Origin of the sequence: Desulfosoma sp., from assembly GCA_037481875.1 — a bacterium.
In the GTDB taxonomy this organism is placed as follows: Bacteria; Desulfobacterota; Syntrophobacteria; order Syntrophobacterales; family DSM-9756; genus Desulfosoma.
Map to the genome: position 1 here is coordinate 90,598 of JBBFKY010000011.1, position 23,281 is coordinate 113,878.

14 protein-coding genes, 1 tRNA gene and 1 pseudogene are annotated in these 23,281 nt (G+C 54.3%); 13 read left to right on the forward strand and 3 right to left on the reverse strand.

Annotated elements, in window-relative coordinates; genetic code table 11:
- Positions 1-41: 41 nt before the first annotated feature.
- From WHS46_13235 to WHS46_13285, 11 genes are all read left to right on the forward strand, one after another.
- Complete coding sequence (locus tag WHS46_13235; protein ID MEJ5349639.1) at positions 42-500, forward strand: PTS sugar transporter subunit IIA; 459 nt, start codon at positions 42-44, stop codon at positions 498-500.
- Positions 472-999: a ribosomal protein S18-alanine N-acetyltransferase gene (rimI, locus tag WHS46_13240; protein ID MEJ5349640.1), complete on the forward strand. Its 528-nt coding sequence runs from the start codon at positions 472-474 to the stop codon at positions 997-999. Before WHS46_13235 ends, rimI begins: the two co-directional genes overlap by 29 nt.
- Positions 999-5,270, forward strand: coding sequence for a PEP/pyruvate-binding domain-containing protein (locus WHS46_13245; protein ID MEJ5349641.1), 4,272 nt, complete (start codon positions 999-1,001; stop codon positions 5,268-5,270). The genes rimI and WHS46_13245 overlap by 1 nt, the downstream gene beginning before the upstream one ends.
- Before the next feature lie 38 nt (positions 5,271-5,308).
- The gene (locus WHS46_13250; protein MEJ5349642.1) at positions 5,309-6,634 is read left to right on the forward strand and encodes a glyceraldehyde 3-phosphate dehydrogenase NAD-binding domain-containing protein; all 1,326 of its coding nucleotides are present in this window, start codon (positions 5,309-5,311) and stop codon (positions 6,632-6,634) included.
- A 25-nt stretch (positions 6,635-6,659) separates the two neighbouring features.
- Positions 6,660-7,667, forward strand: coding sequence for a type I glyceraldehyde-3-phosphate dehydrogenase (gene gap / locus WHS46_13255; protein ID MEJ5349643.1), 1,008 nt, complete (start codon positions 6,660-6,662; stop codon positions 7,665-7,667).
- 75 nt (positions 7,668-7,742) lie between these two features.
- The gene (locus WHS46_13260; protein MEJ5349644.1) at positions 7,743-8,939 is read left to right on the forward strand and encodes a phosphoglycerate kinase; all 1,197 of its coding nucleotides are present in this window, start codon (positions 7,743-7,745) and stop codon (positions 8,937-8,939) included.
- A gap of 2 nt (positions 8,940-8,941) precedes the next feature.
- Complete coding sequence (gene tpiA, locus WHS46_13265; GenBank protein ID MEJ5349645.1) at positions 8,942-9,724, forward strand: triose-phosphate isomerase; 783 nt, start codon at positions 8,942-8,944, stop codon at positions 9,722-9,724.
- Positions 9,724-10,170 carry a preprotein translocase subunit SecG gene (secG, locus tag WHS46_13270; protein ID MEJ5349646.1) on the forward strand — a complete coding sequence of 149 codons (447 nt, stop codon included), beginning with the start codon at positions 9,724-9,726 and terminating at the stop codon, positions 10,168-10,170. The genes tpiA and secG overlap by 1 nt, the downstream gene beginning before the upstream one ends.
- A gap of 53 nt (positions 10,171-10,223) precedes the next feature.
- Positions 10,224-10,309, forward strand: a tRNA-Leu gene (locus WHS46_13275).
- Between the two features lie 375 nt (positions 10,310-10,684).
- Positions 10,685-11,818, forward strand: a complete 1,134-nt coding sequence (locus WHS46_13280; GenBank protein MEJ5349647.1) for a 2-hydroxyacyl-CoA dehydratase family protein — start codon at positions 10,685-10,687, stop codon at positions 11,816-11,818.
- Positions 11,815-13,863: an acyl-CoA dehydratase activase gene (locus WHS46_13285; protein ID MEJ5349648.1), complete on the forward strand. Its 2,049-nt coding sequence runs from the start codon at positions 11,815-11,817 to the stop codon at positions 13,861-13,863. The genes WHS46_13280 and WHS46_13285 overlap by 4 nt, the downstream gene beginning before the upstream one ends.
- 492 nt (positions 13,864-14,355) lie before the next feature.
- Here the strand turns inward: WHS46_13285 and WHS46_13290 are convergent, their stop codons facing one another.
- The gene (locus tag WHS46_13290) at positions 14,356-15,999 is read right to left on the reverse strand and encodes an alkaline phosphatase (GenBank protein ID MEJ5349649.1); all 1,644 of its coding nucleotides are present in this window, start codon (positions 15,997-15,999) and stop codon (positions 14,356-14,358) included.
- A gap of 850 nt (positions 16,000-16,849) precedes the next feature.
- On the opposite strand from WHS46_13290, the pseudogene WHS46_13295 reads away from it, so the two are divergent.
- Positions 16,850-18,173: pseudogene (locus WHS46_13295) on the forward strand (IS1380 family transposase).
- Positions 18,174-18,639: 466 nt separating this feature from the next.
- On the opposite strand, the gene WHS46_13300 reads toward WHS46_13295, so the two are convergent.
- Together WHS46_13300 and WHS46_13305 are read right to left on the reverse strand one after the other, a co-directional pair.
- Positions 18,640-20,127, reverse strand: coding sequence for a hypothetical protein (locus WHS46_13300; GenBank protein ID MEJ5349650.1), 1,488 nt, complete (start codon positions 20,125-20,127; stop codon positions 18,640-18,642).
- Between the two features lie 779 nt (positions 20,128-20,906).
- Positions 20,907-21,629, reverse strand: coding sequence for a TIGR01621 family pseudouridine synthase (locus WHS46_13305; GenBank protein MEJ5349651.1), 723 nt, complete (start codon positions 21,627-21,629; stop codon positions 20,907-20,909).
- Positions 21,630-21,869: 240 nt separating this feature from the next.
- On the opposite strand from WHS46_13305, the gene WHS46_13310 reads away from it, so the two are divergent.
- Entirely contained in the window at positions 21,870-23,279 is a 1,410-nt protein-coding gene (locus tag WHS46_13310) for a TolC family protein (GenBank protein ID MEJ5349652.1), read from the forward strand.
- The last annotated feature ends 2 nt before the right edge of the window (positions 23,280-23,281 follow it).

Below are 23,281 nucleotides of genomic sequence, written 5' to 3' on the forward strand. Positions count from 1 at the left end.
TGAAGTGGGGGGTGGGCCCGAGGCGAGGAGACAGCACCGAAATGTCGAGAATCGGACTGGTGGTGGCGGCCCATTGCCGTGTGGCTCAGGAAATGGTCCAAGCGGCGGAATTGATCTTGGGACCCATGGAAGGGGTATGCGCCGTTTCCATGGATCCGGACACGCCTGTGGAACAGATGGTACAGACCTTGTCGGCTGTCATCAAGGATGTGGATGTGGGCTACGGGGTCATTGTCCTTACGGACCTCTTCGGCGGCACGCCGTCCAATGTGGCTCTGTCTTTCATGGGACCTCGCGTGGAAGTGCTCAGTGGTTTCAACCTGCCCATGCTCATCAAATTTGCGGAAATTCGCCACACGCAATCGCTGAGAGAAGCGGCGGCCACCCTTCGAGATTACGGGCGCCGCCATATTGCTTTGGCCAGCGAAATCTTGTCTTCCAGACCCGAAACCAAGGCACGAGAATCGGATCATGAGCGATCCCCTGCCCATAGTGATTGAGCCCATTCGGCCGGAAGATGTTCCGGCTGTGATGGAAATAGAAAGAGCCAGTCATGTGGATCCTTGGCGGGAATCCTTTTTCGTGGAAGAGCTTGAAAGACCTCAGGCCCTGATGCTGGTGGCCCGTCATGGCGAGGATCCGCGCCGGCTGGTGGGTTACATCTGCGTCTGGCTGATTGCCGATGAAGTGCAGATCTTCAACCTCGCCGTGGATCCCGCTCTCAGAAGACGCGGCATCGGACGGCGGTTACTTCTGGCGGCCTTGCAGCATGCCTGCCAGAGAAACGCCCGTGTGGCCCTTCTGGAGGTGCGCCGCAGCAATCATGCAGCCCAGAAACTTTACCAAAGCGTGGGATTTCGACCCTTTGGAACGCGCCCCAATTATTACGAGGGGCTACGGGAACCGGCGGTGCTCATGGAACTGGAAATGGACCGAGGGTGGAGGGCCCGCTGGCTGAATTCCAAAAGTTTAGCACAGGGAGAGGAGAGGTCCTGTTAATGCAAAGGGCACGTGTGCAATCCGAGGCGCTCTTGAAGAACCTCATGGTGACCAATGTGCCGGTGAGGGTGGATCCCGGGCACGAAGTGCTGGTGGAGGCGGTTCAAGGCTACGCCGGTAAGGAAAAACAAGCCCGGGAGCTCCTAGTGGAGTATCATCATCGGTACCGCAACTGGGCTTACGTGCTCCAGGAAACCTGGCGGTACGCCACAGGAAACCTTCGTCTGTACCGAGAATTTTCAGAAAGCGCCGCCGTGGTGACTCTCCTGTGTCGCATCTTTCTGCATGCCCTCTCCGATTCCGAAAACCCCAAAACGCAATCTGCCGCCGCCGATTATCTTCTGGCCCTGTGGTTGAAGGTGCTCGAGGAATCCCCTGAACTGTGCCGGGAAGATGCTTCCATGCCTCCGTTTGACGGAGACCGTGATCCTCTGCCGTCGGGAAGGGCTCACGGCGGCATTCTTCGATGGTGTTTGGCAAGACTCCAGGCCATGGAGCCATCCGGCTTTCAATGGGTGGTACGGAGTTTTCATCAGCCCAAGAAAGTCCTTCGCCGATGTCTGAGCCTCTGGTCTTTTTCGGCTTCCTTCGTGGAAGGTCGGAGACTTTTGGATCGATTGCTTACGGAAACACACACTTTTTGGGCGCAACGGGAGGACCCTTTCGCCTGGCTTTCGCGCCAGTTGCAAGATGAGGTGGACGTGACGGCGTGGCGTCCTTTGTTCTCGCCCCTGCTTCACGCGGACCATGAAAGGGCTCTGCAGCATATTCAGAGCCTTCGGGCCGAAAAGGATCCACGACGTGCCGTGGAGCAGTTGTGCGAGCTTGCGGATTTTCGAGACATTGTTCGAGCTTATCAGCAATTGGCGGACAAGGTGGGTCGATATGTGCCCGTGGAAATATCGGGGCATGTGAGTATGCTCTTGCGGTTGCGGATCATGGAAACCAAGGGGTTGGAGCCTATTCACGAAGAGACGTTGCGGGCCATGAATATGGACGTGGGCCGATGGATTCGTGAGGAGTCCCAGGAAATCCTCCGGCCTCGTCTTACTCGGTTCCTTCAGGTGCTTCGAGGATGCTTGAACAATTACCCGGAAGCGGCGTTACACTGTGTCCGCACCGTTGGTCTGGAAATTCTGGGCACGGATGATAAGGAACTTATCGAATTTTTCCTTCGTCATGTGATCTGGCTCGGGTTTCAGACCCCCAAACTCAAGGGGGTTTCCCAGTACTGGCAGGTTCAGGTGAATCCGGCACACCTGACCAATATTCGTGTTTGGCTGGATCTCATTCGCAAAAACCCTCGGCGCACTCGAAGCTTGCTTTCCGCTCTCATCGTGAACCTTTTTCTAGCAGGCATTTATGTGCGCGACACGGATCTGTTTCAAAAGGACGTCAGCCTTCTGTTGCATGCTCCTATTGCCCCGGTGTTCAATCTGATCAAGCAGTTGACCAAGCTCTTTCCCGTTTATTTCAATGAAGTGGGCGCGGAAGGGCTGCTTCGGGCTGTGTCCACGGATGTGGACGAAATCACACAGCGCGCAGACCCACTCATTCATTTTCTGCGCAAACAAAGCCATGTGGAAAGCAATAACCTCATCGTCCTTTTTATTGAAGCCATCTTTCACTTTTGGCAGACGCTCGATAAGGAACCACTGAAAAGATTCACACCTCCTGAAGTCTATCGAGACGTGAGCGGAACAGGGCCCTTTGTGGATGACATGCATCGAATCTTTACAGGGCTTCTTTCCGGCGATGACGGCGTGCATCGTGTGAAGGATCTGCTGGATCTTTCCGAAGAAGTGGTTCGGTCGAAAATAGAGAAGATTCCCGGAGCGTCCGGTCGGGAAAAGCAGCGCGCTTTTCTCATGATTCGCTTCTACCAGTTGCTTCACGAAAAGTATGCCCTGAGCTTCAAAGACATTCAGGTGCATTTACGCCGAGCCGCTCAGTTGGGATTACCGGATCCTCGGCCTTTGGAGCAGGCCCTTCAAGGTGAGGAGACCATCACCAAGCTGGAAGCCATTTTGGATTACTTGGAAAAGCTCAAGGACATTCTGCTCACCGAACAGGAAATGACCTTCGTGGAGAATATCTACCTCAAGAGACATATCGCTGTGGATATTCCTTCGATGTACGGTTCCTACAGTGAACGCAAGTTCGATGCTCTTGGACTTATGTTTCGCCTGGAAAATCTGGCCAATGTGCTTTTTGAAGAAATCATTTTGTCGTTCAATCTAAGTTTCATCACGCGTGCCACATTCTTTCGCATCGGTCGTGTTCTCCCCCTCTTTATTCGAGCCCTGGCCTTGGATGGCATCACATCCCGGCGACTGGATCGTCAGGAAGAGTTGTTCCAGAGGGCGTTGCAGATTCGAAGATTTTCCCATTCCCAGTACATGGACATTTTCCGTGGATTTTCCGAAGCCATCAAGCAGCTTATCCAGAGCTTTTACAACGCGGTTCATGAAGACAATCTACGGGTAGTGATTCGGCAACTGAGCCAATCGGGAGACCTTTTGCCTAGGTACCAACGTCAGGACATGGGGGAAAAGGCGGAAGAACGTGTGCATCGCATCTCGGAGACCTTTTTACGCGATCTTGTGGCGCGCACCTTTGGTTTGCAATACTTTGACCATTTTATCAGCAGTATCCTCACCACGCTGGCGACGCAAAGGGAGGAACTATCCACGGAAAAACTTGATCTACTGCTCAGCTACGATCCCGAAAAGACAATATCACGCATTTATGCACCCGATGATGCCACCTACGATTTAATTCATTTGGGAAACAAGGGATACAATCTCACTCAACTGCATTCCCTGGGGATTCGTGTGCCGCCTGGATTCATCATCACCACAGAATATTTCCGTTGCCAGGATGTCATTGAAAGTCTTCAGCAGTCCAAGGAAGACTTCAAAGCTCGAGTCATGGCGCACATTGCGGATTTGGAGCAGCGATCCGGAAGACGATTCGGCGATCCTCAAAATCCCTTGTTGTTGTCGGTGCGTAGCGGTTCAGCGGTTTCCATGCCGGGAATGATGAACACGTTCCTCAATGTGGGTATCAATGAGCAGATTGTGGAAGGTCTCATTCGGCAAACGGGGCAGCCATGGTTCGCCTGGGACAACTACCGCCGATTTGTCCAGTCCTGGGGCATGTCTTTTGGGCTGGATCGCGATCATTTCGATGCCATCATGAAGTTTTACAAAAAGAAGTACGGGCGTGAGTTCAAGAGGGAGTTCAGCCCGCAGGAGATGCGGGAGGTGGCTTTGGCTTATCGGAAATACACGCAGGATTCCAGAATTGAGATAACGGATGACCCGGTCGAGCAGCTCTTTACGGCGATTCGACAAGTCATGGAATCCTGGTTTTTTCCCAAGGCCATCACCTATCGAAAGATTATGGGGTTGTCAGAGAACTGGGGCACGGCCGTGACCATTCAAACCATGGTCTATGGCAATTTGGACCTCCAATCGGGATCCGGCGTGATGTTCACCCACAACCCTTGGACCTCGGATGAGGAAATCGACCCAAGAGGGGATTTCACCCTTGGGAACCAAGGAGAAGACGTGGTGGGGGGGTTGGTGGAAACTTTGCCTCTGTCTGAAAAGCAACGTTTGGCGGCAGGCGAGCGCAAGCAACACTCCCTGGAATCCTTGTTCCCTCGAGTTTTTGAGCGTCTAACGGAAATCGCCAAGGAACTCATCTACCGCCAGAAATGGGGACCTCAGGAAATCGAATTCACGTTTCAAGGTTCCGACGGCGACGGGCTCTACATTCTTCAGTCTCGGAACATGGCACCGCGTACCAGCCGCCGCTATGCATGTTTCAAGGTGACAAACGAGTTGGAAAAAAGTTACCTTGGCCACGGCATCGGGGTGAGTGGAGGGGCACTGTGCGGTCGTGTGGCTTTTGAAGTCAATGAGATCGTGCGGCTGAAAAAAGATTATCCTGGAGAACCTATCATCTTGATCCGTTCGGACACGGTTCCCGATGACATTCATGAGATTTCCATTGCCGACGGCCTTTTGACCGGTAAAGGCGGAGCCACGTCCCATGCGGCTATCGTGGCCCATCGTTTGGGCAAGACCTGTGTGGTAGGGTGTTCCAAAATGAGGGTCTGGGAACGGGACGGCCGATGCCTGATTGGAGGACGTTTTGTGAGAACCGGGGATGTGATCGGGATTGACGGGCGTAGCGGAGCCATCTATGCGGGATTTCACGAAACCACACAGGCCGAAGAAAACGGCACCGCCTGCGCCGAGTGATGGTGTGAAGGTTCGGGATTGAAGAGGGAGGAGGCTATATGGGCGAGCAAGAAAAAATGGTCCCTCAGAAGTTGGGTATCAATGGATTGGGTCGCATTGCCAAGCTGACCATCTGGCATCACGTAGAAAGACAGTATTTTTCCGAACTGGTGGTCAATATCGGTCGAGAAGTGGGGCGAAGCCTTGAAGATATCGCCATGTTTATTGAAAAGGACTCCACTTATGGAAGGCTGCATCATTTCTTGTATGGCTGCCGAGCTTCGCGCGTCATCGAGGAAATCAATGACCAAGAAGGATCCATGCGCATCAATGGCGTAAAGACCACTTTTTTGAGAAAGCACAGGAATCCGGCCGATATCGGCTGGAAGGAACATGGCGTGGAAATTGTCGTGGACGCCACGGGAGCTTTTCTGGATCCCACAGTGCCGGCGGAGGATCCTAAGGGGTCGGTAAGAGGTCATCTGGTGGCGGGAGCCCGCAAGGTGATTGTTTCGGCACCGTTTAAAATCAAGGACAAATCCAAAGAGATGCCGCCCGATGCGGTCACGACGGTCATGGGCATCAACGATGCGGACTTTGATCCCAAGCGCCATGTGATCGTCTCCCATGCTTCGTGCACCACCACATGCCTGGCCTACATGGTCAAGCCCCTTCTGGACTATTTCGGTCCCATGCGCATCCTTTCGGCATCCATGGCCACGGTGCATGCGGCAACCCCTTCCCAACAGGTGCTGGATCGAGCTCCCAAGGCCAAGGCAGACGACCTGAGAAAGACTCGGTCCGTGTTCAACAACATTATTCTCACCACGACCGGTGCAGCCAAAGCTTTGGGACTGGTTATTCCGGAAATGAAGGAAATCGGGTTCATCGCCGAATCCGTGCGTGTGCCGGTGACGACAGGATCCTTGATCATTTTGGTGGTCCTTATTCAAGACGAAAGCATGAAAAATCCCATTAACCGAAACCTTATCAATGACATTTACCGAAAGGCTCAGAGCCACTTTCCCGACGGTTACCTCTTGTATACGGACGAACAAAACGTTTCTTCGGACATTATCGGTTTGCCTAGAGCGGCCGCCGTCATTGAGGGCCACGAAACACACACCCGCACGGCCGCCGTGCGCTTCGACCTCAACCACGTGCTCAACGTGTGTGCCGCTTTGTCTTCAGAACAGGGATCGGCTTTTGATGTGGAGCAAGTACTTAAAAAAGCCGATAAAACCCTCAATGCTGAACAGCAAGCCAGAATCATTCAGATTCCTGTGACGCAAGCGGTCATTTACGGATGGTATGATAACGAATTGGGAAGCTACACCAATATGTTGGGGGATCGTACGGTCGGTATTGCCAAGATGCTGCGCTGATACCTTAGGAAAAAGGAGAAATGAGATGGCTGTCAGGGTTGCTATCAACGGATTTGGTCGCATCGGTCGCATGGTTTTTCGCGCTATTGTGGAACGCGGCAATCCACTGGAAGTAGCGGCTTTGAACGATTTGGGAAGCCCTGCCGAATTAGCTCATCTGCTGCGTTACGATTCCGTTCACGGCACATGGCATCGAGACATTTCCTCAGACGATGAAAACATTTATGTGGACGGCAAGGCCTACAAATGCCTCAAGGTGGGGGACCCCAGCCAAGCCCCATGGCGAGACTTGGGCGTGGACATTGTGTTGGAAACCAGCGGTCGTTTTCGGGACAAGGCCGCTTGTCTGAAGCACATGGATTCAGGGGCCCGTAAAGTCATCCTGGGGGCTCCCGGCAAGGGCATGGATGCCACCTTTGTCATGGGAGTCAACCATGACCAGTATGATCCCATGAAGCATCACATCGTCTCCAATGCTTCCTGTACCACCAATTGTCTGGCGCCTATCATTCGCGTGCTGCACGACCGGTTCGGCGTCGAACACGGTCTCATGACCACCATCCATTCTTACACCATGGATCAAAGGCTTTTGGACGCGCTCCACAAGGATCTGCGAAGGGCTCGAGCCGCAGCTCTTTCGATGGTGCCCACCACGACGGGAGCGGCCACAGCGGTGGCGGAAGTCATCCCGGAACTCAAAGGAAAATTGGACGGCATGGCCATTCGCGTTCCCACGCCCAATGTGTCCATTGTGGATGTGGTGTGTCGCGTGGAAACGGACACCACGGTGGAAGCCGTCAACCAAGCTCTAAAGGAAGCCGCCGAAGGGCACATGAAGGGCATACTGCGTTACGTGGAAGAAGAATTGGTCTCGGTGGATTTCAACCATACCACCTACTCGTCGTGCGTGGACGCGCCTCTTACCAAGGTTATCGATAAGCGGATGGTCAAGGTGCTCAGCTGGTATGACAACGAATATGGGTATTCCAACCGTCTGGTGGACCTGGCTCTGCACATGGGCAAGGACCTGTAAAACGAGGGGAATCAAAGGGCGGTTTCGCTCGATGAAGTTTTTCGAGTGGGTCGAAAAACGCGGGAGGGGCGAACCATGAAAACATTGGATCACGTGGACGTTTCGGGAAAGCGTGTGTTTATCCGCGTGGATTTTAATGTGCCTTTGGACAAAAAGGACGGCCGAGTTGCCGATGATGCTCGAATCCACGCTATTTTGCCCACCCTGAAAAAAGTGATGGATGCCGGGGGTAAGGCCGTTTTGGCGTCCCATTTGGGCAGACCCAAGGGTAAAGTGGTGCCGGAGATGAGCTTAGCACCTGTGGCAAGGCATCTTTCGGGCATATTGGGCCGAGAAGTTTCTTTGGCTCCCGATTGTGTGGGGCCCGAGGTCCAGGCCATGGTGCGAGATGTGCCTTTTGGAGGAGTTCTCCTTCTTGAAAACCTAAGGTTCCACCCCGAAGAAGAAAAAAACGATCCGAACTTTTCCAAGGAACTTGCGTCTCTTGCCGATGTGTACGTCAATGACGCTTTTGCCGTCTCTCATCGCGCCCATGCTTCCGTGCATGGCATTACCGAATACGTGGCGGTGTGCGCGGCGGGCTATCAGCTGGCCAAGGAAGTGGAATATTTCAAGAAGTCCGTAGAAACGCCTGAGCGTCCTCTGGCTGTGGTGATAGGGGGCGCCAAGGTTTCCACCAAGATCGGAGTGCTGGAAAACCTTATTCCCAAAGTGGATCTTCTCGTGATCGGTGGGGCCATGGCCAACACCTTTCTCAAGGCGCAGGGCTACGGCGTGGGAAAATCCATGGTGGAAGAGGAATATGTCGACAAAGCGACGGAACTCTTGCAACTGGCCAAAGATCGCGGTGTTCGTGTGCTTCTGCCTATGGATGTGGTGGTCGCTCCAGCTTTGGAATCGGGAGCCCAGGCTCAAACCGTGAATTTAAATGCCGTCCCTGAAGACGCCGCCATCTATGATGTGGGGGAACGCACTCTCGAGACTGTCAAGGAAGCTCTGAAAACATGTGCGACCATCGTTTGGAACGGTCCTCTCGGTGCTTTTGAAACTCCGCCTTTTGAAAGGGGAACCTTTGCTCTCGCGGAATTCTTGGGGTCGACCAAGGCCCTGACGGTGATCGGTGGAGGGGATTCCGCCAGCGCGGTCAAACAGGCTGGTGTGGCTCAGAAAGTCAGTTATGTTTCCACAGGAGGCGGCGCCTTTTTAGAAATGATGGAAGGAAAGATCCTGCCTGGTATCGAAGCCTTGGAAGCTTGCATGGGTAAGGAGTAGTCATGGGTACGAATGCGCGCCTACCTCTTATGGCGGCCAACTGGAAAATGCATTTGAGCGTGGCGGAAGCGGTCTCCTTTGTCGCCAAGCTTCATGAAGCCGTGGGAAGTCCCGAGGATCGCGAGGTGCTCATCGCTCCGCCGTTCACTCATCTTTGGCCGTTACGGGAAGCCATGAAAGCGGCCGGATTTTCTTTAGCCGCCCAAAACTGCCACTGGGAACCCAAGGGAGCTTTCACCGGCGAAGTGTCTCTGGGAATGATACTGGAAACGGGATGCCGCTACGTCATTGTGGGACATTCGGAAAGGAGGCACATTTTCGGAGAATCCGATGCCTGGATCGGTTTAAAAACCGCAGCGGCTCTAGCGCAAGGGGTGGTGCCCATATTGTGTATCGGTGAAAAGATCGAAGAGCGGGAAGCGGGATTAACGGTGGAGGTGCTGCGCCGTCAGTTGAGCACGGCTCTGGAAAAGGTCCATTTGCAGGCTTCGAGCCGGTTGGTCATAGCCTATGAACCGGTTTGGGCCATCGGCACAGGCAAGACGGCAACACCCGAACAGGCTCAGGAAGCCCATGCTTTTGTTCGACAATGGCTGGAAGAACGCTTTGACAAAGCGGTTGCAAACGGTATGCGAATATTGTATGGAGGCTCGGTCAAGCCGGACAATGTGGACCATCTCATGGCTCAGCCCGATATTGACGGGGCCTTGGTTGGAGGAGCGAGCCTGGAGGTGGGTTCCTTTGCCCGAATTGTTCAATTCACAAGGAGTGTGAGAAGCGGCTGATGCAAGCAATCCTGATCACGTTTCATATTTTGGCCTGTCTGGCCCTGATCTTCATCGTGCTGTTGCAGACGGGCCGCGGGGCCGAAATCGGTGCCGTCTTTGGGGGAAGTTCCCAGACCCTGTTCGGCAGCACAGGTGGCACAACCTTTCTAGGTAAACTCACGACCTTGGCAGCGGTCGTTTTTATGATCACCTGTCTGGGCTTGACTTACATGTCCGGTCAGGTGCACACCAAATCCGTCATGGACAAGGCGCCTGTCAAGGAACAGCCGTTGTTGCCGGAAGCGAAGCCCGTGCAGCCTGCACCGGCCCCCATCACGGTGGAAACGAAACCGGTGACCCCGGAACAGGAAGCCGGGCAGCCGTCGCCAGGGCCGGTTCCCGAGGCTCCAGGGTCACAACAACCGGCGACCGAATCGGGGACGCAAGGAAAATCCGCTCAATAAACTCTTGCACCGGTATGAAATTCGGCTATAATGGATAGTTGCCATCTTGTAGTGCCGAAGTGGTGGAATTTGGTAGACACGCCATCTTGAGGGGGTGGTGGGGAGACCCGTGCCGGTTCGAGTCCGGCCTTCGGCACCATGAAGCCGTTCAAGCCGCAATCCAGTCACGGGTTGCGGCTTTTTTGTCTGTCCTTTGATGAGCACGCTCGAAAATGGGCCGCTTCCGTGATTTGCATCCTATGGTCCGCACGCAAATCCCGTTGAAGCGGATCCAAAGGGCTTTCCAAAGATTTTTGGAGCCACTGGCTTGCTCTTCCTCCTTGCGAAAAAGAGTCGTGCCGGCGTCATGAGGCCGTCTCTTCAAGCCGTCGTTTCAAGGAGCCTTCAAAACACTTGGGGATGGCGGTTGATTCCAGGGTGCGATTCCTTCTTGCTTGCCAAAAGAAATATCTGGACTATGCTTCTATCTTCAGCAAAAGCATCCTGTTAGCCATTTTTCACTGAATGGGTCCGTGTGGAAAAGGAGCGAGCCGCTTTGAGTCGAGGGGAGCTTTTCCGCAATGGATTGGAGTCCAGTTCTACGCGGCCGCCGCTGGGATGGGTCTGCACGTATACCCCCGAAGAACTTCTGCTGGCTGCCGGATTCACTCCGGTGCGTCTTCCCTGTTCATCATCACACCCTTCTCTGGAAACCCCGCTTCCTGCCAATCTGTGTGGATATGTTCGCGGACTGCTGGGGACTGCTCTGGGAGGCCTGGGACCTGATCTGGTGGGAGTGGTTTTTGCCATGTCTTGTGACGCCATGAGGCGGCTGGCGGATGCCTGGTCCTTTTGTTTTCCCAATCATTTCGTTTACCGTTTGGATGTTCCCCGCCGCTGGGATCCAGACGCCGAGGAGTTCTTTTATCAGCAGCTGAGCCGGCTGCGTGAAGCTCTTGGAGTTTTTGGAGGACATGCCATTTCCGATGCCGATCTGGAAGCGGCCATCGCCTTGGTCAACGAGACCCGACGGCTTCTTCAAGCTATTTCCTTCATGCGTTTCAAGGCCACGGCCCCGGTGACCGGCGCGCAGGTCCTTGAAATCACCCAAAAGGCCCAGGAAATGGACAAGGAGAGATTCAACGAGGAAGCCCGCCGCTTTTTGGAGCTGCACCGCAATGGTTCTTCGTTTTCATGTAAGGCAAACCGGTTTCCTGTTGTTCTCGGCGGTGGCACGCTTGCCGGAGCCTGCGAGCTGGCGGCCATAGCGGAGGAATGCGGCCTGTTCTTGGCAGCTGCCCATGTGTGTACAGGTTCCCGCGCCTATGAAGGCTTGGTCGAATCGGATTCCGAACCCCTGAGAGCTTTGGCCCGCCGATATTTGAAGCGTCCCGGGTGTGCCCGCATGCAGGGAGCGGCGTCTCGAGTCCGGCGTCTCATGGACTTGGCTAAGGGATGTGGGGCTGTGGGAGTTGTGTTTCAAAGCCTGAAGTTTTGTGACCCGGTGCAAAGTGATCTGCCTTGGCTCCGCCGAGCTTGTCGAGAGCACAACCTGCCACTGCTGCAGTTGGAGCGTGACGGCTCGGTGACGGACAGCGGGCAACTGAAAACGAGATTGCAAGCTTTCGCAGAGCTTCTGGCCGCTCGGCCTGAGGAGCAGAGGTCATGAATCCTACGTGGCGTCGTCTTCGTGCCCGTATGCTGACCAAAGCCTGGATACTTGAAACCCGCCTGAACAGGTTTCAAGAACATCCCTTAACCCTGCCTTTTAAAGAAAAAACGGCACGTGTCCTTTTGGATGCCTATGGAAACCGCCGCGTATCCATCCTTTCGGGGTTTCTGGTTCCGGCTGAATTGTTGCACGCCTACGAGACAGCCCCCATGTTCACTGAAAATCTGGGGGCGATCCTGGCCGGGGCGGGCTATGGAGGCCGCTGCCTGCAAACGGCGGAAATGCATGGCTACAGCCCGGATGTGTGCTCTTTTCATCGGGCGACTCTGGGAGGCGTTCTGGCCGGGTATCTTCCCCGATTCCAATTGGTGGTGGCTACTTCCCACGTCTGTGACGGCCAAAGCAAGACCCTGGAAGAAATCGCCAGGTTATTGGAAGCCGAGTTTTTCCTCCTTGACGTGCCTCAGGAAAACACGCCCGAAGCCGTGCATTACTTAGCGGAGCAGCTGCGCCGATTGGAAGCTGTTCTTCAAGATCTCACGGGCATGCAGCTGGATGCTGAGCGATGGCGTAAGATTTTCGCCTGGAGCCATGAGACCAGAGAGATGCAGCTTCGGCTGCAACAGATCCGACGAAGGCGACCTTGTCCCCTTTATGGCCGCGAAGCTTTCATCCTCAATTTTCTCACCATGCAATTAATGGGAACCAGGTTTTTGCGGGATGCTTATCGTCGGTTGCTGCACACGTTGGAATCCGGAAAATGGACACCGCCGGACGGGGAGCGCTTTCGCATCGTTTGGCTCTTAGCTTACCCGTTTTTCAAAGACAGTTTTGTTCCTTTCATGGAAAAGGAACTGGGAATGCGGGCTGTGGCGGAAGAATTGGGGTTCGTCTTCGAACCTTTTTTGGATGGAGCCGATCCCCATAAAAGCCTGGCCCAAAAGATGCTCTCCAACCCTAACCTTGGCCCCATAGAAAACCGAATTCGCCTGGTGGAAAGCCTCGTTAGGGAATATGAACCCGACGGGGTTGTGCACTTTTCGCATTGGGGATGCCGTCAGGGTTGCGGCGGTGTGAGTATGATCGCCGACGCGCTGGCTCGGCTCGGGGTTCCTTTTTTGGAGCTGCATGGGGACTGTGTAGATGATCGCAACGACGCGCCGGGCGCTGTTCGAACGCGGCTGGAAGGGTTTGCAGAGGTCATGGGAAAACGCCGCGCTCAGGTATCCGTTAGACCTGTGGACGGTTTTTATTTGGGAATCGATGTGGGATCTTTGACCGCAAAGGCCGTCGTCATCAACGGGTCCGGGGAAATCCAGTTTCATAAGGTGATCTATACCGGCGCCAGCTGCAAGAGAGCGGCCCGGCAGCTTTATGAAATGCTTCTGGAACACGCCGATTTGAAAGGAAAGATTCGTGCCTGTGTTGCCACCGGATATGGTCGATCGGTCATCGATTTTGCAGACGCCACGGTTAGTGAAATAAGCTGCCATGCCCGAGGCATGGTGCACCAGATCAAGGAAGTGCGAACCATTATCGACATCGGAGGCCAAGACACCAAGGCCATTTCGGTGGATGAAGACGGAACCGTGCGTCAATTCTTGATGAACGACAAGTGCGCCGCCGGAACCGGTCGGTTTTTGGAAGTCATGGCCAGAGCCTTGGAAATAGATCTTGAGGATCTGGGACCTTTAGCATGCAGGGCACGACGAAGCCTGACCATCTCTTCCACCTGTGCGGTCTTTGCCGAAAGTGAGGTGGTCTCGCTGATTGCCGACGATACGCCTCCCGAAGAAATCGCTCGAGGTATCTGCGATAGCATTGCCGCTCGCACGGCCGCCATGGTCGCTCGAGTCGGTAAAAGAGAAAGGGTTGCCATGAGCGGAGGGGTTGCCAAGAACATCGGCATGGTTCGAGCCTTAGAACGGGCCCTGCAAACCAGTTTGGTGGTGCCGCCCGAACCTCAAATCATTGGAGCTCTGGGCGCCGCTTTGCTGGCCCGCGACCGTTGCCTGGGCCTTTCCCTGAACCGGGCGGCATGATGGACGAGCTCCGAGAAAGCACCTGAAAACGCTTTCTTTTTGCTGTCCCGCTGCCTTTCCAGGGATGCGCCCTAGAAAGGGAAATTTCGACGAGGTCCATCATGCCTTCTTCAACTGAAAACACCCATACGGGCGGCCCCATGTGCCCGCCCATCTAACCCACCCCTGCTTAGGACAGCCTCATAAGTTATGGGCCATGAGGAAACCTTGTAGGGGCGGACCCATGTGTCCGCCTACGACCACAAATCCGTAGGTGCGGACCCATGGTTTCGCCCCTCCGCACAACCGGGAACGCTTGCACGCTTTGTCCGTAAGCACGCTTTGTTCAGGCGGCACAGCCGTTTTTCAGGGGAAGATTTGGACAAACTCCAAGGAGCTCGTCCAAGAACCTAGAATGAGCCACTCCAACCCAAGACGTAGGGGCGAGGCGCCGCCTCGCCCCTACCTTGAAATTGGAAGAGCCCCTAGTATTTCGAGTTCTCGGTCAAATTTCTACAACCCGCCCCCTGATTCCAATTCCAGGTTGATATAGACCCTGCCGGTTTTCGGAGAGAAGATAGTGGGGGCTTTAAGCCGAAAATTGTCCCCGTTCAAAGTGAGGACATCTTTGGAAAAAGGAAAACGGGCCGTCCAGCCGTTTTCAAGAACTAGCACAGGATTTTCAGGATCCGAGCGATCGATGGACAGGGTCGCTCCATGTTCGGCGGCGACGGTTTCGGCCGACCGAAAAAGCCGTGCATCCACATCAGCCAAGGTGAATCCCAAAACGGAAGCCGATAGATAGGCCAGGTCTGTGTTTTCCACCGTTCCTGTCGGAACATTCAATCCATAGTGATAGAAAAAGAGATCCTCGCCCGTATGCCCTCCCGTGGTCCAGCCGATATTGGCACGACGACTCATGATCGGAGCGATGGCATTGCTGAGGTATTTTCCTTGATAGTTTTGAATGGAAGCGATCTCTTCCATAGTCAGGTCGTCAATGCCCCAAAATCGGCTGAGAACACTTCGAATATGGGATTCGCTGCGATCCTTTTCGATCTTTTTGGCGATACCTTCCGCGGTCAATTTGGCCTTCTTAAGAGGGTCGACCACCGATTCAAAAGACATTTTGGAATAGGTACCGGTGGTCGAGGCATTCCCGATGCTCATGCCGCCATTTCCGTGATCGGAAAACACGAGGACCACTGTGTCACCGTGCTGCTTAGCAAAATCCAAAGCCACCTGAACGGCTCGATCAAAGGCCAAGAGTTCGGTCACAACACCAACGGGGTCGTTTCCATGAGAGGACCAATCCACTTGGCTGCCTTCCACGAACAGGAAAAAACCTTGGGGATTCTTGGAAAGGATCTGAATGGCTTTTTCTGTCATTTCGGCCAATGAGGGCTCTTGCGGAGCGAACTCGGCTCGATCCAGATCCCGCTGCATATCTTTCTGGGCAAAGAGACCCCAGACACGGTCTGCTCGGACGGCAAGCATTTCTTCACGCGTTTCCACAACGGTGACTCCCCGGTCTTTGAGCACTTGTAGCAGGTTTTCGCCGTCGGTACGTGTACCTCCCTGAGACAACGGGACCAAGAATTGCCTGCCTCCGCCGAAAACAACATCGATGTCTTGGTAAACCTGCTGTTCAGCGATTTCGTTGTAATGATCACGGTCAGGCCAATGCGCTGAAAAGGCAGCCGGAGTGGCGTGCTGTATGTTGGATGTAACCACGAGGCCTGTGGCTTTTCCCATGAGTTTGGCCCCTTCCAGGACCGTAGCCACGGGTTTGTATTGAAGTTCGTCGGAAACCGGATCTACACCCGGAATGGTCACCGAGCCGGGAAGAACCGAAATGAACTTATCACAGCTCTTGTGTCCAGTGGCAAAGGCGGTGGCCGCCGGAGCTGAATCGGTGACCAGGGAATCCGCTCCGTAGGTTCGAACCACACCTGCATACATACTGTCGACGGCCAGGTTACGTATATCTTTCACCCAGCGAGTCAGCGTGATATGCGAGGCGCCTGTTCCGTCCGGGACCATTACAATAAGATTTTTGGCCGCATACGCCCCAAAGGGTGTCACGAGCAGATGCACCAACATGGCCGTGGCGGTGATGAATCTTTTTGGGAATTTGTTGAAAATTTGAGAGTTCATGACCTTCTTTTGTCCTCCTTTCATTGAGATGTGGCCGTTGGACAAAACATTCCTGAATAAGTGGACAGTATGGGGTTGCAGCTTCTACCTGTTCAACGCAACATTTGGGTGGAGCGGGCATTTTAGCGACACAAAAGCCTTCGTAGATTCCACCTTTGGGGGTTTTGTACCAGATCCACTTTTGACCAGACTCGACACAAAGTGCTCGTGGGCGGAATGTTGCGATCTGACGTTTGCAATCGACTTGATTGCTGGATAGAGAGTTCAGTTTAGAGGCGACGTCCTTCTCGCTTTCTGTTTTAGCAAGAGATGCCATGATGCTACTATGTACGTTGCAGGTGCCAGCCAGAGGCTGTATGAAACTTGGTAAGGACGATCCAATAATGTTTCAATTATCGGTGTAGTCCAGATCCTGAGTCCACCCAGCGCCGGATTGTGTTGAACTAGTAGTGTATGCATCGAAATCACAGATGTCTGAAACCATTTTTCCACCAAGCATGGCGCATGTAAGATCCAAGGATAATGTGGATACGGCGGGAATGCAAGTTTTGTTGGATTCGTGCCATTCCCAACCTAAAGCGGTACAGGTTTCTCTGCTTCGAATACTGGATTGTATCTGACTTGTAAATCTTTGGTTAATTATGTTCTGCCATCTTTGTTTTTCGGCTGCCGTGCTTTCCGGCTTGGTCTGCTGGGCGGATGATAAAACCATCAAGGCGACAATAATAGATTCTTAATCCGTGAGATTGCGTCTATACATAGAAGTATCATGTCGCATGTATCGTATTGAATGTCATTTGCTTTTGTACTATAGGGTCTCCTGTCACAATTTCACCCGGCAGGTGCCCTCATGAAAAGAATCGAGATTGAACAATCTTTGAAGGCCTTCTCTAGCGGGCACTGGGGCCTGCTTCTTGTGGGCCATTTGATCAACCACAGTACGGACCTCTGCCAACGGTTGGAAAAGGAAGTTCCGGGACGGCCGGTGATCTCTCATGCGGATGTGGTCAAGACGTATGTGGGGCTTTTGTGTATGGGGAAGAGCGACTTTGAAGCCGCCGAGGGGGTTGTCGGCGATGACTGGTTCAAAGAGGCTCTGGACATCCAAAAGGTCCCATCGCAGGAAACCTTGCGACAGCGCTTCGACAAGCACGTGAGAGTTTTCGAACGTCTTGCCTGCGCCGCTAGCGTTCAACTGCTTGAGAAGACCCAGGTTCCCGTAACGGCTCTTTCCACAGGGGATGTGGCTTTGGACCTGGATGTTTTTTGCCTGGACAATTCCGACACAAAGAAAGAAGGGGTGTCGCGGACGTACCAGAACTATGAGGGATACGCGCCGATTGCGGCCTATCTCGGCCAGGAGGGATGGTGTCTGGGCATAGAGCTTCGCCCGGGGTCTCAGCATTCCCAGAACGGATTTGTGGGGTTTGTGCGCAAGATGCTGGGGCGTGCTCGTAAGGTTACCCAAAGGCCCCTGCTGGTGCGAACGGACTCGGCTCACGATGCTCTGGAAACGCTTGTGGAGCTTCGCCGACACCCTAAGGTGAACTTCATCATCCAATGGAATCCACGCGGGGCGGACCGCCTTTCTTGGCGTGATCGGGCCTTCAGGGAGGGCCGTGTGACGGAGCCCCGGCCCGGCAAGAAAGTAGCGATCCTCAGCACATGGGTGACACGACACTATGGAGGGAATAGTTCTCGGTTTCGCCTGATGATCCGGGTCACCGAGAGCATCTCGGATGCCAAGGGGCATAGGCTGATCCAGCCCGATATCACGCTGGAGGGTTGGTGGACGTCCCTTTCCATCGATGAGGATCAAGGAATTCGGTTGTATGAAAAGCGGGGTCTGAGTGAGCTGTTTCACGGTGTGATCAAGTCCGATCTGGACTTGGAGCGATTGCCCTCTGGAAAGTTTGCTCCCAAGGCTTTGGTGTTGACCTTGGGCGGACTGGCTGACAACATCTTGCGCATCCTGGGGCAAAACGCCCTCCTGGGCCATTTTCGCCCGCTCGAATCGAGCCAAGCGGCGTCGCCTAAAGACCGTGATCCAGGAACTGATCTCTCTGGCAGGGCGCGTCATCCGAAGCGGTCGTCGGCTGAAGCTCCAATTTGGTCGCTACTGTCCCGCCTTTCAAGCGTTTCGGAGCGCCTTTCTCAGATTTTGCCCAGGGTAAGGCAAAAGGCAGTCGCTGCAAGTTCATGACTTCATGACTCAATGCCTTAATGACTCAATGTCTCATTTTTCACCTGGGTAAGGCAAAAGGGAGTCATTGCAAGAGCCTGGATCTACTTTATGTTCACGTTGAACGGGGGCGAGGTATGCCCGAAAACAGCTCAATGATCCCAGTCATGACCCCTTTTCTGCCACTGGAGAATCGATAATTCGAGCAATTGGCTGAAACAGGGCATTGTCGACGGCTCAAAACGCGGTCATCATGCCCACAGCTCAGTTCGCTCCACCACACCTCACGGATTCAGGTTTGATTTTTGGCACGTAGCCTGTTGTTTTCCATTTTCCATTTTCCCAATAGAACAGGGGAAAAGAACGCCCTTGATTTTGGGTTTCCCAAAACGCGCCCAGGCCGCCCATGGACGCGGGAATTCCACGGACGGCCTGGATTTTCCGCATGTCTGCGGGAATCAGAAAAGGATCTGTCCGTCCACGAAGCGGACCCCCCCAACCCACCACCGGTCGGCATGGTTTCCGTGGGGGCCGAGCCAGTCGGACCAGTTGTCCAGGTTCCCGTAGTGGAGCGCGGGGAACTCCAGGAAGCCATCATACCCCCCGGACCATTCGCGCCTTGAACCCATGAAAAACACGGGAACGCATTCCTTCGGCTCCACGGGAACGGCCGACGTCACGCGGTAGAAGAAACTCCCTCCCATGACCGTCTCAAAGGGATCCAGCTCGATCACGGCCTGCACGTCATACCACAGGGCCGTCTCCTCCGGCGTCGCCATCGGTGAGGAAAAATCCGGCATCGCCACCGTCATGTGGAGAACCGGCTGGTCGAATCCCGGCATCTGGCCGTAGTCGATGTAGGTCCGGCACGCGTCGCCCACGTAGGCCGCCCGCAGCTCGAACAGGGGCCTGGCCTTCTCCCCGACGCACTGCGCATCCCAGGCGTTGCACCCCGCAAGCCTCGCCGCGGCGGAAAAGGTGATCGCTTTTGCATCCGTCACCTGATACAGATATTTCAGATCCCCCGTGAAACCGCCCAGCAGCGCGGCGGTCAGATGATACAGGAAGGCTCCGTCCACCCACGGCTGGCTGAACACCATCCCCACGGACTTCCCCGTCGGCTCGTGGTAGAAGCCGAAGGCGAGCACATGTTCCTTGGTGTTGCTATGGCCCGGCTCGGAGGAAATCCACGACGTCCTGTAGGCGAAGCTTCCCTGAGGCAGGTGGTTCTCGTCGGGTATCGAGATCCCGAACCTCTCCATGGCGAACCGGTTGATCTCTTCCCACCGGGGCGGAACGATCCAGACCTCCACGTTCGCCTGGCCGGGATCGTCAACAAGCACCGCCGTCCCCAGATAGGACTGGACGTTGTAGTACGCCACCAGCTCCTTCACGTGGTCCATCGCCTGGCCGAACACCCGGCGCCTCGTCGCCTCGTCCACGACCGCCCCGACATGGATGCGGTACTCGTCCCGGAAAAGCCGGTAGTCCCCGTAAAGCTCCGGCCAGGGCCTGCGCCCGTCGCCGTAGACCAGCAGCTCGTTCCTGTGGCCATACACGAATCCAAAGTCGAGATGCGTGATGTAGGGGACACATATCCCGGGCACCGACATCTTGTAGTTCGGGTCTATCCCGCTCCGGCAGTAGGGATCCGGATTGTTGACCGGATGATACGGCCTGTTGGGGTAGGGAGTGACAATTTCTGTTATGATGCTGCGATCCTGGTTTGCGATAAACTCGTAATACTCACCAGCCTCATCCGTGGACAGGCCAGCATCTTTAGCCACCTTGTAAATGTATCGCGCTGGAATCCACTTCTTCCCCGACGGCGAGTCAAGGATGGGATAGTCGTAGATCGACTGCGGCAGGCCCTCCCACTTCCCCATGGCCGGCTGTGACACCGCGACCGACAACAACACCACCAGCGTCCAGAACAGTTTTCTCATGGTTGTGTCCTCCCTGGAAAAAGTTGCTTGCCAAATCCACGCTGTGCCGGAGAATTTCCGTGACATCTCCCTCTAAGGGGTGGGACTTCCTCCGGTGTTGCGGAAATTCCGCGCATAGGACGTTTTTCCATCTCCTGATTTCGGCACGACAGCCCGAAGCGTCCTGTTCTCGTGTTCCGTCGCCGGACGCCAGCGGACCGAGACGAAAATACAGAAAACAGTGCGACGCATTCCGTCATTCTCCCAGTTTTGGTTCCGCGTTTTGAATGTGCGGCCAGGCCGCCCACAACTCTCGCGTGTTTGTCGAAGCGCTGTCGCAGGGTTTCCTGAGAAGGGACCTTTTGGATGTCCAGAGCCTCTTTGAACCAGTCATCGCCGACAACCCCCTCGGCGGCTTCAAAGTCGCTCTTCCCCATACACAAAAGCCCCACATACGTCTTGACCACATCCGCATGAGAGATCACCGGCCGTCCCGGAACTTCCTTTTCCAACCGTTGGCAGAGGTCCGTACTGTGGTTGATCAAATGGCCCACAAGAAGCAGGCCCCAGTGCCCGCTAGAGAAGGCCTTCAAAGATTGTTCAATCTCGATTCTTTTCATGAGGGCACCTGCCGGGTGAAATTGTGACAGGAGACCCTATAGTACAAAAGCAAATGAAATTCAATACGATACATCCGGCATGATACTTGCGCGTATAGACACAAGCTCACGGATTAAGGTTCCTTTGATTTAGATGTGGCCGTTGGACAAAACGTTCCAGACAAACAGATTCCTTTCTCTTCAAGGTCTCCATGGCCGCGAGAAATCTTCTCCCAAGCTTTTGAACGAGTTTAACCCTTGCAAAAAGATTGGTTCCAGAAAAAGACGGCCGTGCTGAGGAAGTTCTTTGAAGTGATAGTGGATTCCCTTGTAGGAGAAAGCCAAAGCGTAGGCGTGCAGGTAGGTTCGATCGACATTCTGGAAGCGGGATTTTGCGTTTGCGTAGAGAGGGTCCCCTAAAATGGGAGACCCCAAGCATTTCATAGCAACGCGCACCTGATGTGTTTTCCCGGTTTCGGGAAACAAGGCGAAAAGGCGTAGTCCCGGAGCTATGGAGCGGCTGACAAATCGAGTGATGGCGGGTGCCTTTCGTGAAAGAGAGATTTTCCATTGGCCGTTTCGAGTGCGAGCCATGTCTCCGATGATAACCCCTTGTTTCTTATGAGGTTTACGATCGGAAAGGGCCAGATAGCATTTTCGAATGGTGTGCTCACGAAACAGGGCCGTCAGTACGCGGGCGGCTTCAGGGTTCTTGGCCAGGAGCCATAAACCCGATGTCACCTTGTCCAGGCGATGCACCGGAATCAAGCCGGTCCAACCGGTCCGTCGCCGTAGGAGGGTGAGTACTCCATCGTTTTCAGCGTCCCTGGTGACGGCATAATCCGGCGGTTTGTGGACCACCAAAAAATCTTCATGCTCACACACAATGGGGACGTGAGGTTCTTCGAGCCTGAGATCACACACGGCTTGCTCCCGTAAGGATAATAGGCAAAGAGTTTGCTCAGGCAATCCTTTTAAGAAACATCCAAAGAACCATGCCCAATTGGTGACGGTCATCGACTTAGACCGAATCGGCAACTTGAACTCTTTACATATGGCCTATCTTTCCTGTAAATGCAAAAACATGATCCACGATAGGGCTGTGCATGGCTTGTTCAAGGTAATTTACGTGTCTTTGACCGGGGCCGTAAAGGGTGAATCGGCATGAAGTCACACGGAAACGCCACAGCTCTTCTTGCCACGCTTTTCTGCTTGCTCTTCATCTTTTCAGGAATGGGAACATCCTCGGACCCTTCGGTTTCCCTAACACATGCTGCTGAAACTCCAGTGGAAGCTCCTGTTGGCAGCTTAGCTCATGCCCTGCAAACGGCTTTGGCTCGACATCCAAAAGCGTCTCTCGCCACCTCGGGAACTCAGGCCGCTACAGCCGGCTACGAAGCGGCTCGAGCCGGATATTTTCCTAAGATCAGCCTTTCCCACAAAATTCTAAAAAGCAATAATCCTGTCTTTGTTTTCGGTTCCCTTTTGGAACAGGCGCGCTTTGGTGTTCAGCATTTCGACCCTGCCTTTTTGAACGATCCTGATCCCATGACCAACAGACGCTCCGAAGTTTTTGCCACGATGCCCGTGTTCGATCAGCTTTACACGGCCACTCGAGTGGCTGAAGGTCAAGGAGCACAAAACAAAGCCCGCCTTTTGGAGGATTGGGTAAAACAGGAAATTTTCCTAGGGGTTGTTCGAGGCTATTACGGTGTCATTGTGGCTCGGGATCGGGTTCGTGTGGCCGAAGATGCGGTCCGAGAAGCCGAAGCCCAGGTGCGACGTATTCAAAGTTTTTACGAAAATGGGCAGGTGGTGCGTTCGGATCTTTTGGCTGCTCAAGTGCAGCAGTTGGAATTTTCTCAACAACTGGTTGACGCTCAAGGCCGGTACCACACAGCTCAGGAGGCTTTTCAAACGGCCTTAGGGCGTCCTACGCCACCTTACCCTGAACCGATATGCGATATTCCCAGCCTTCTGATGCCATTGGATTCACTTGAAAAATATACGGCGGAGGCTCTGGCTCATCGGCCTGATGTGGCTATGGTCCGCGAAGATCTTCAGGTGGCTCAACGGCGGCTTCGAGAAGCCCGGGCGCGTTTCCTGCCCAGGTTGGACGCTTTCTCTTCCTATGGTGTGAGCGGGCGTGATTGGGAAAGCGGTAGTTCAGATTACACGTTAGGTCTCAGCCTCAGTTGGGATCTTTACGACGGACGACGCATTCCAGGAATCGCTCAGGCTCGAGCCCTCCTGGCCGGCGCAGAAGCCCAGCTGCAGGAAGCCGAAGATCAAGTCCGTCTTCAGGTTGTGGAAGCCTATGAAGGTTTTCTAGGGGCCCGAGAACGCCTGAAAATGTCTCAAAAAGCCGTTGAGCAAGCCAGGGAAGCCCTTCGGATTGTCAAGGACCGGTACACGGAAGGACTGACGACCATCACGGAAGTTTTAAGGGCCGATACGGCCTATCGCAGGGCTCAGTGGATGGAACTGGAGGCTCGTTATGATCACGTCATTCGGTATGCCGAGCTTTTGTTCCGCACCGGAAGGCTTCGAGAGACTGCTCCCTTTGAAGGATGATG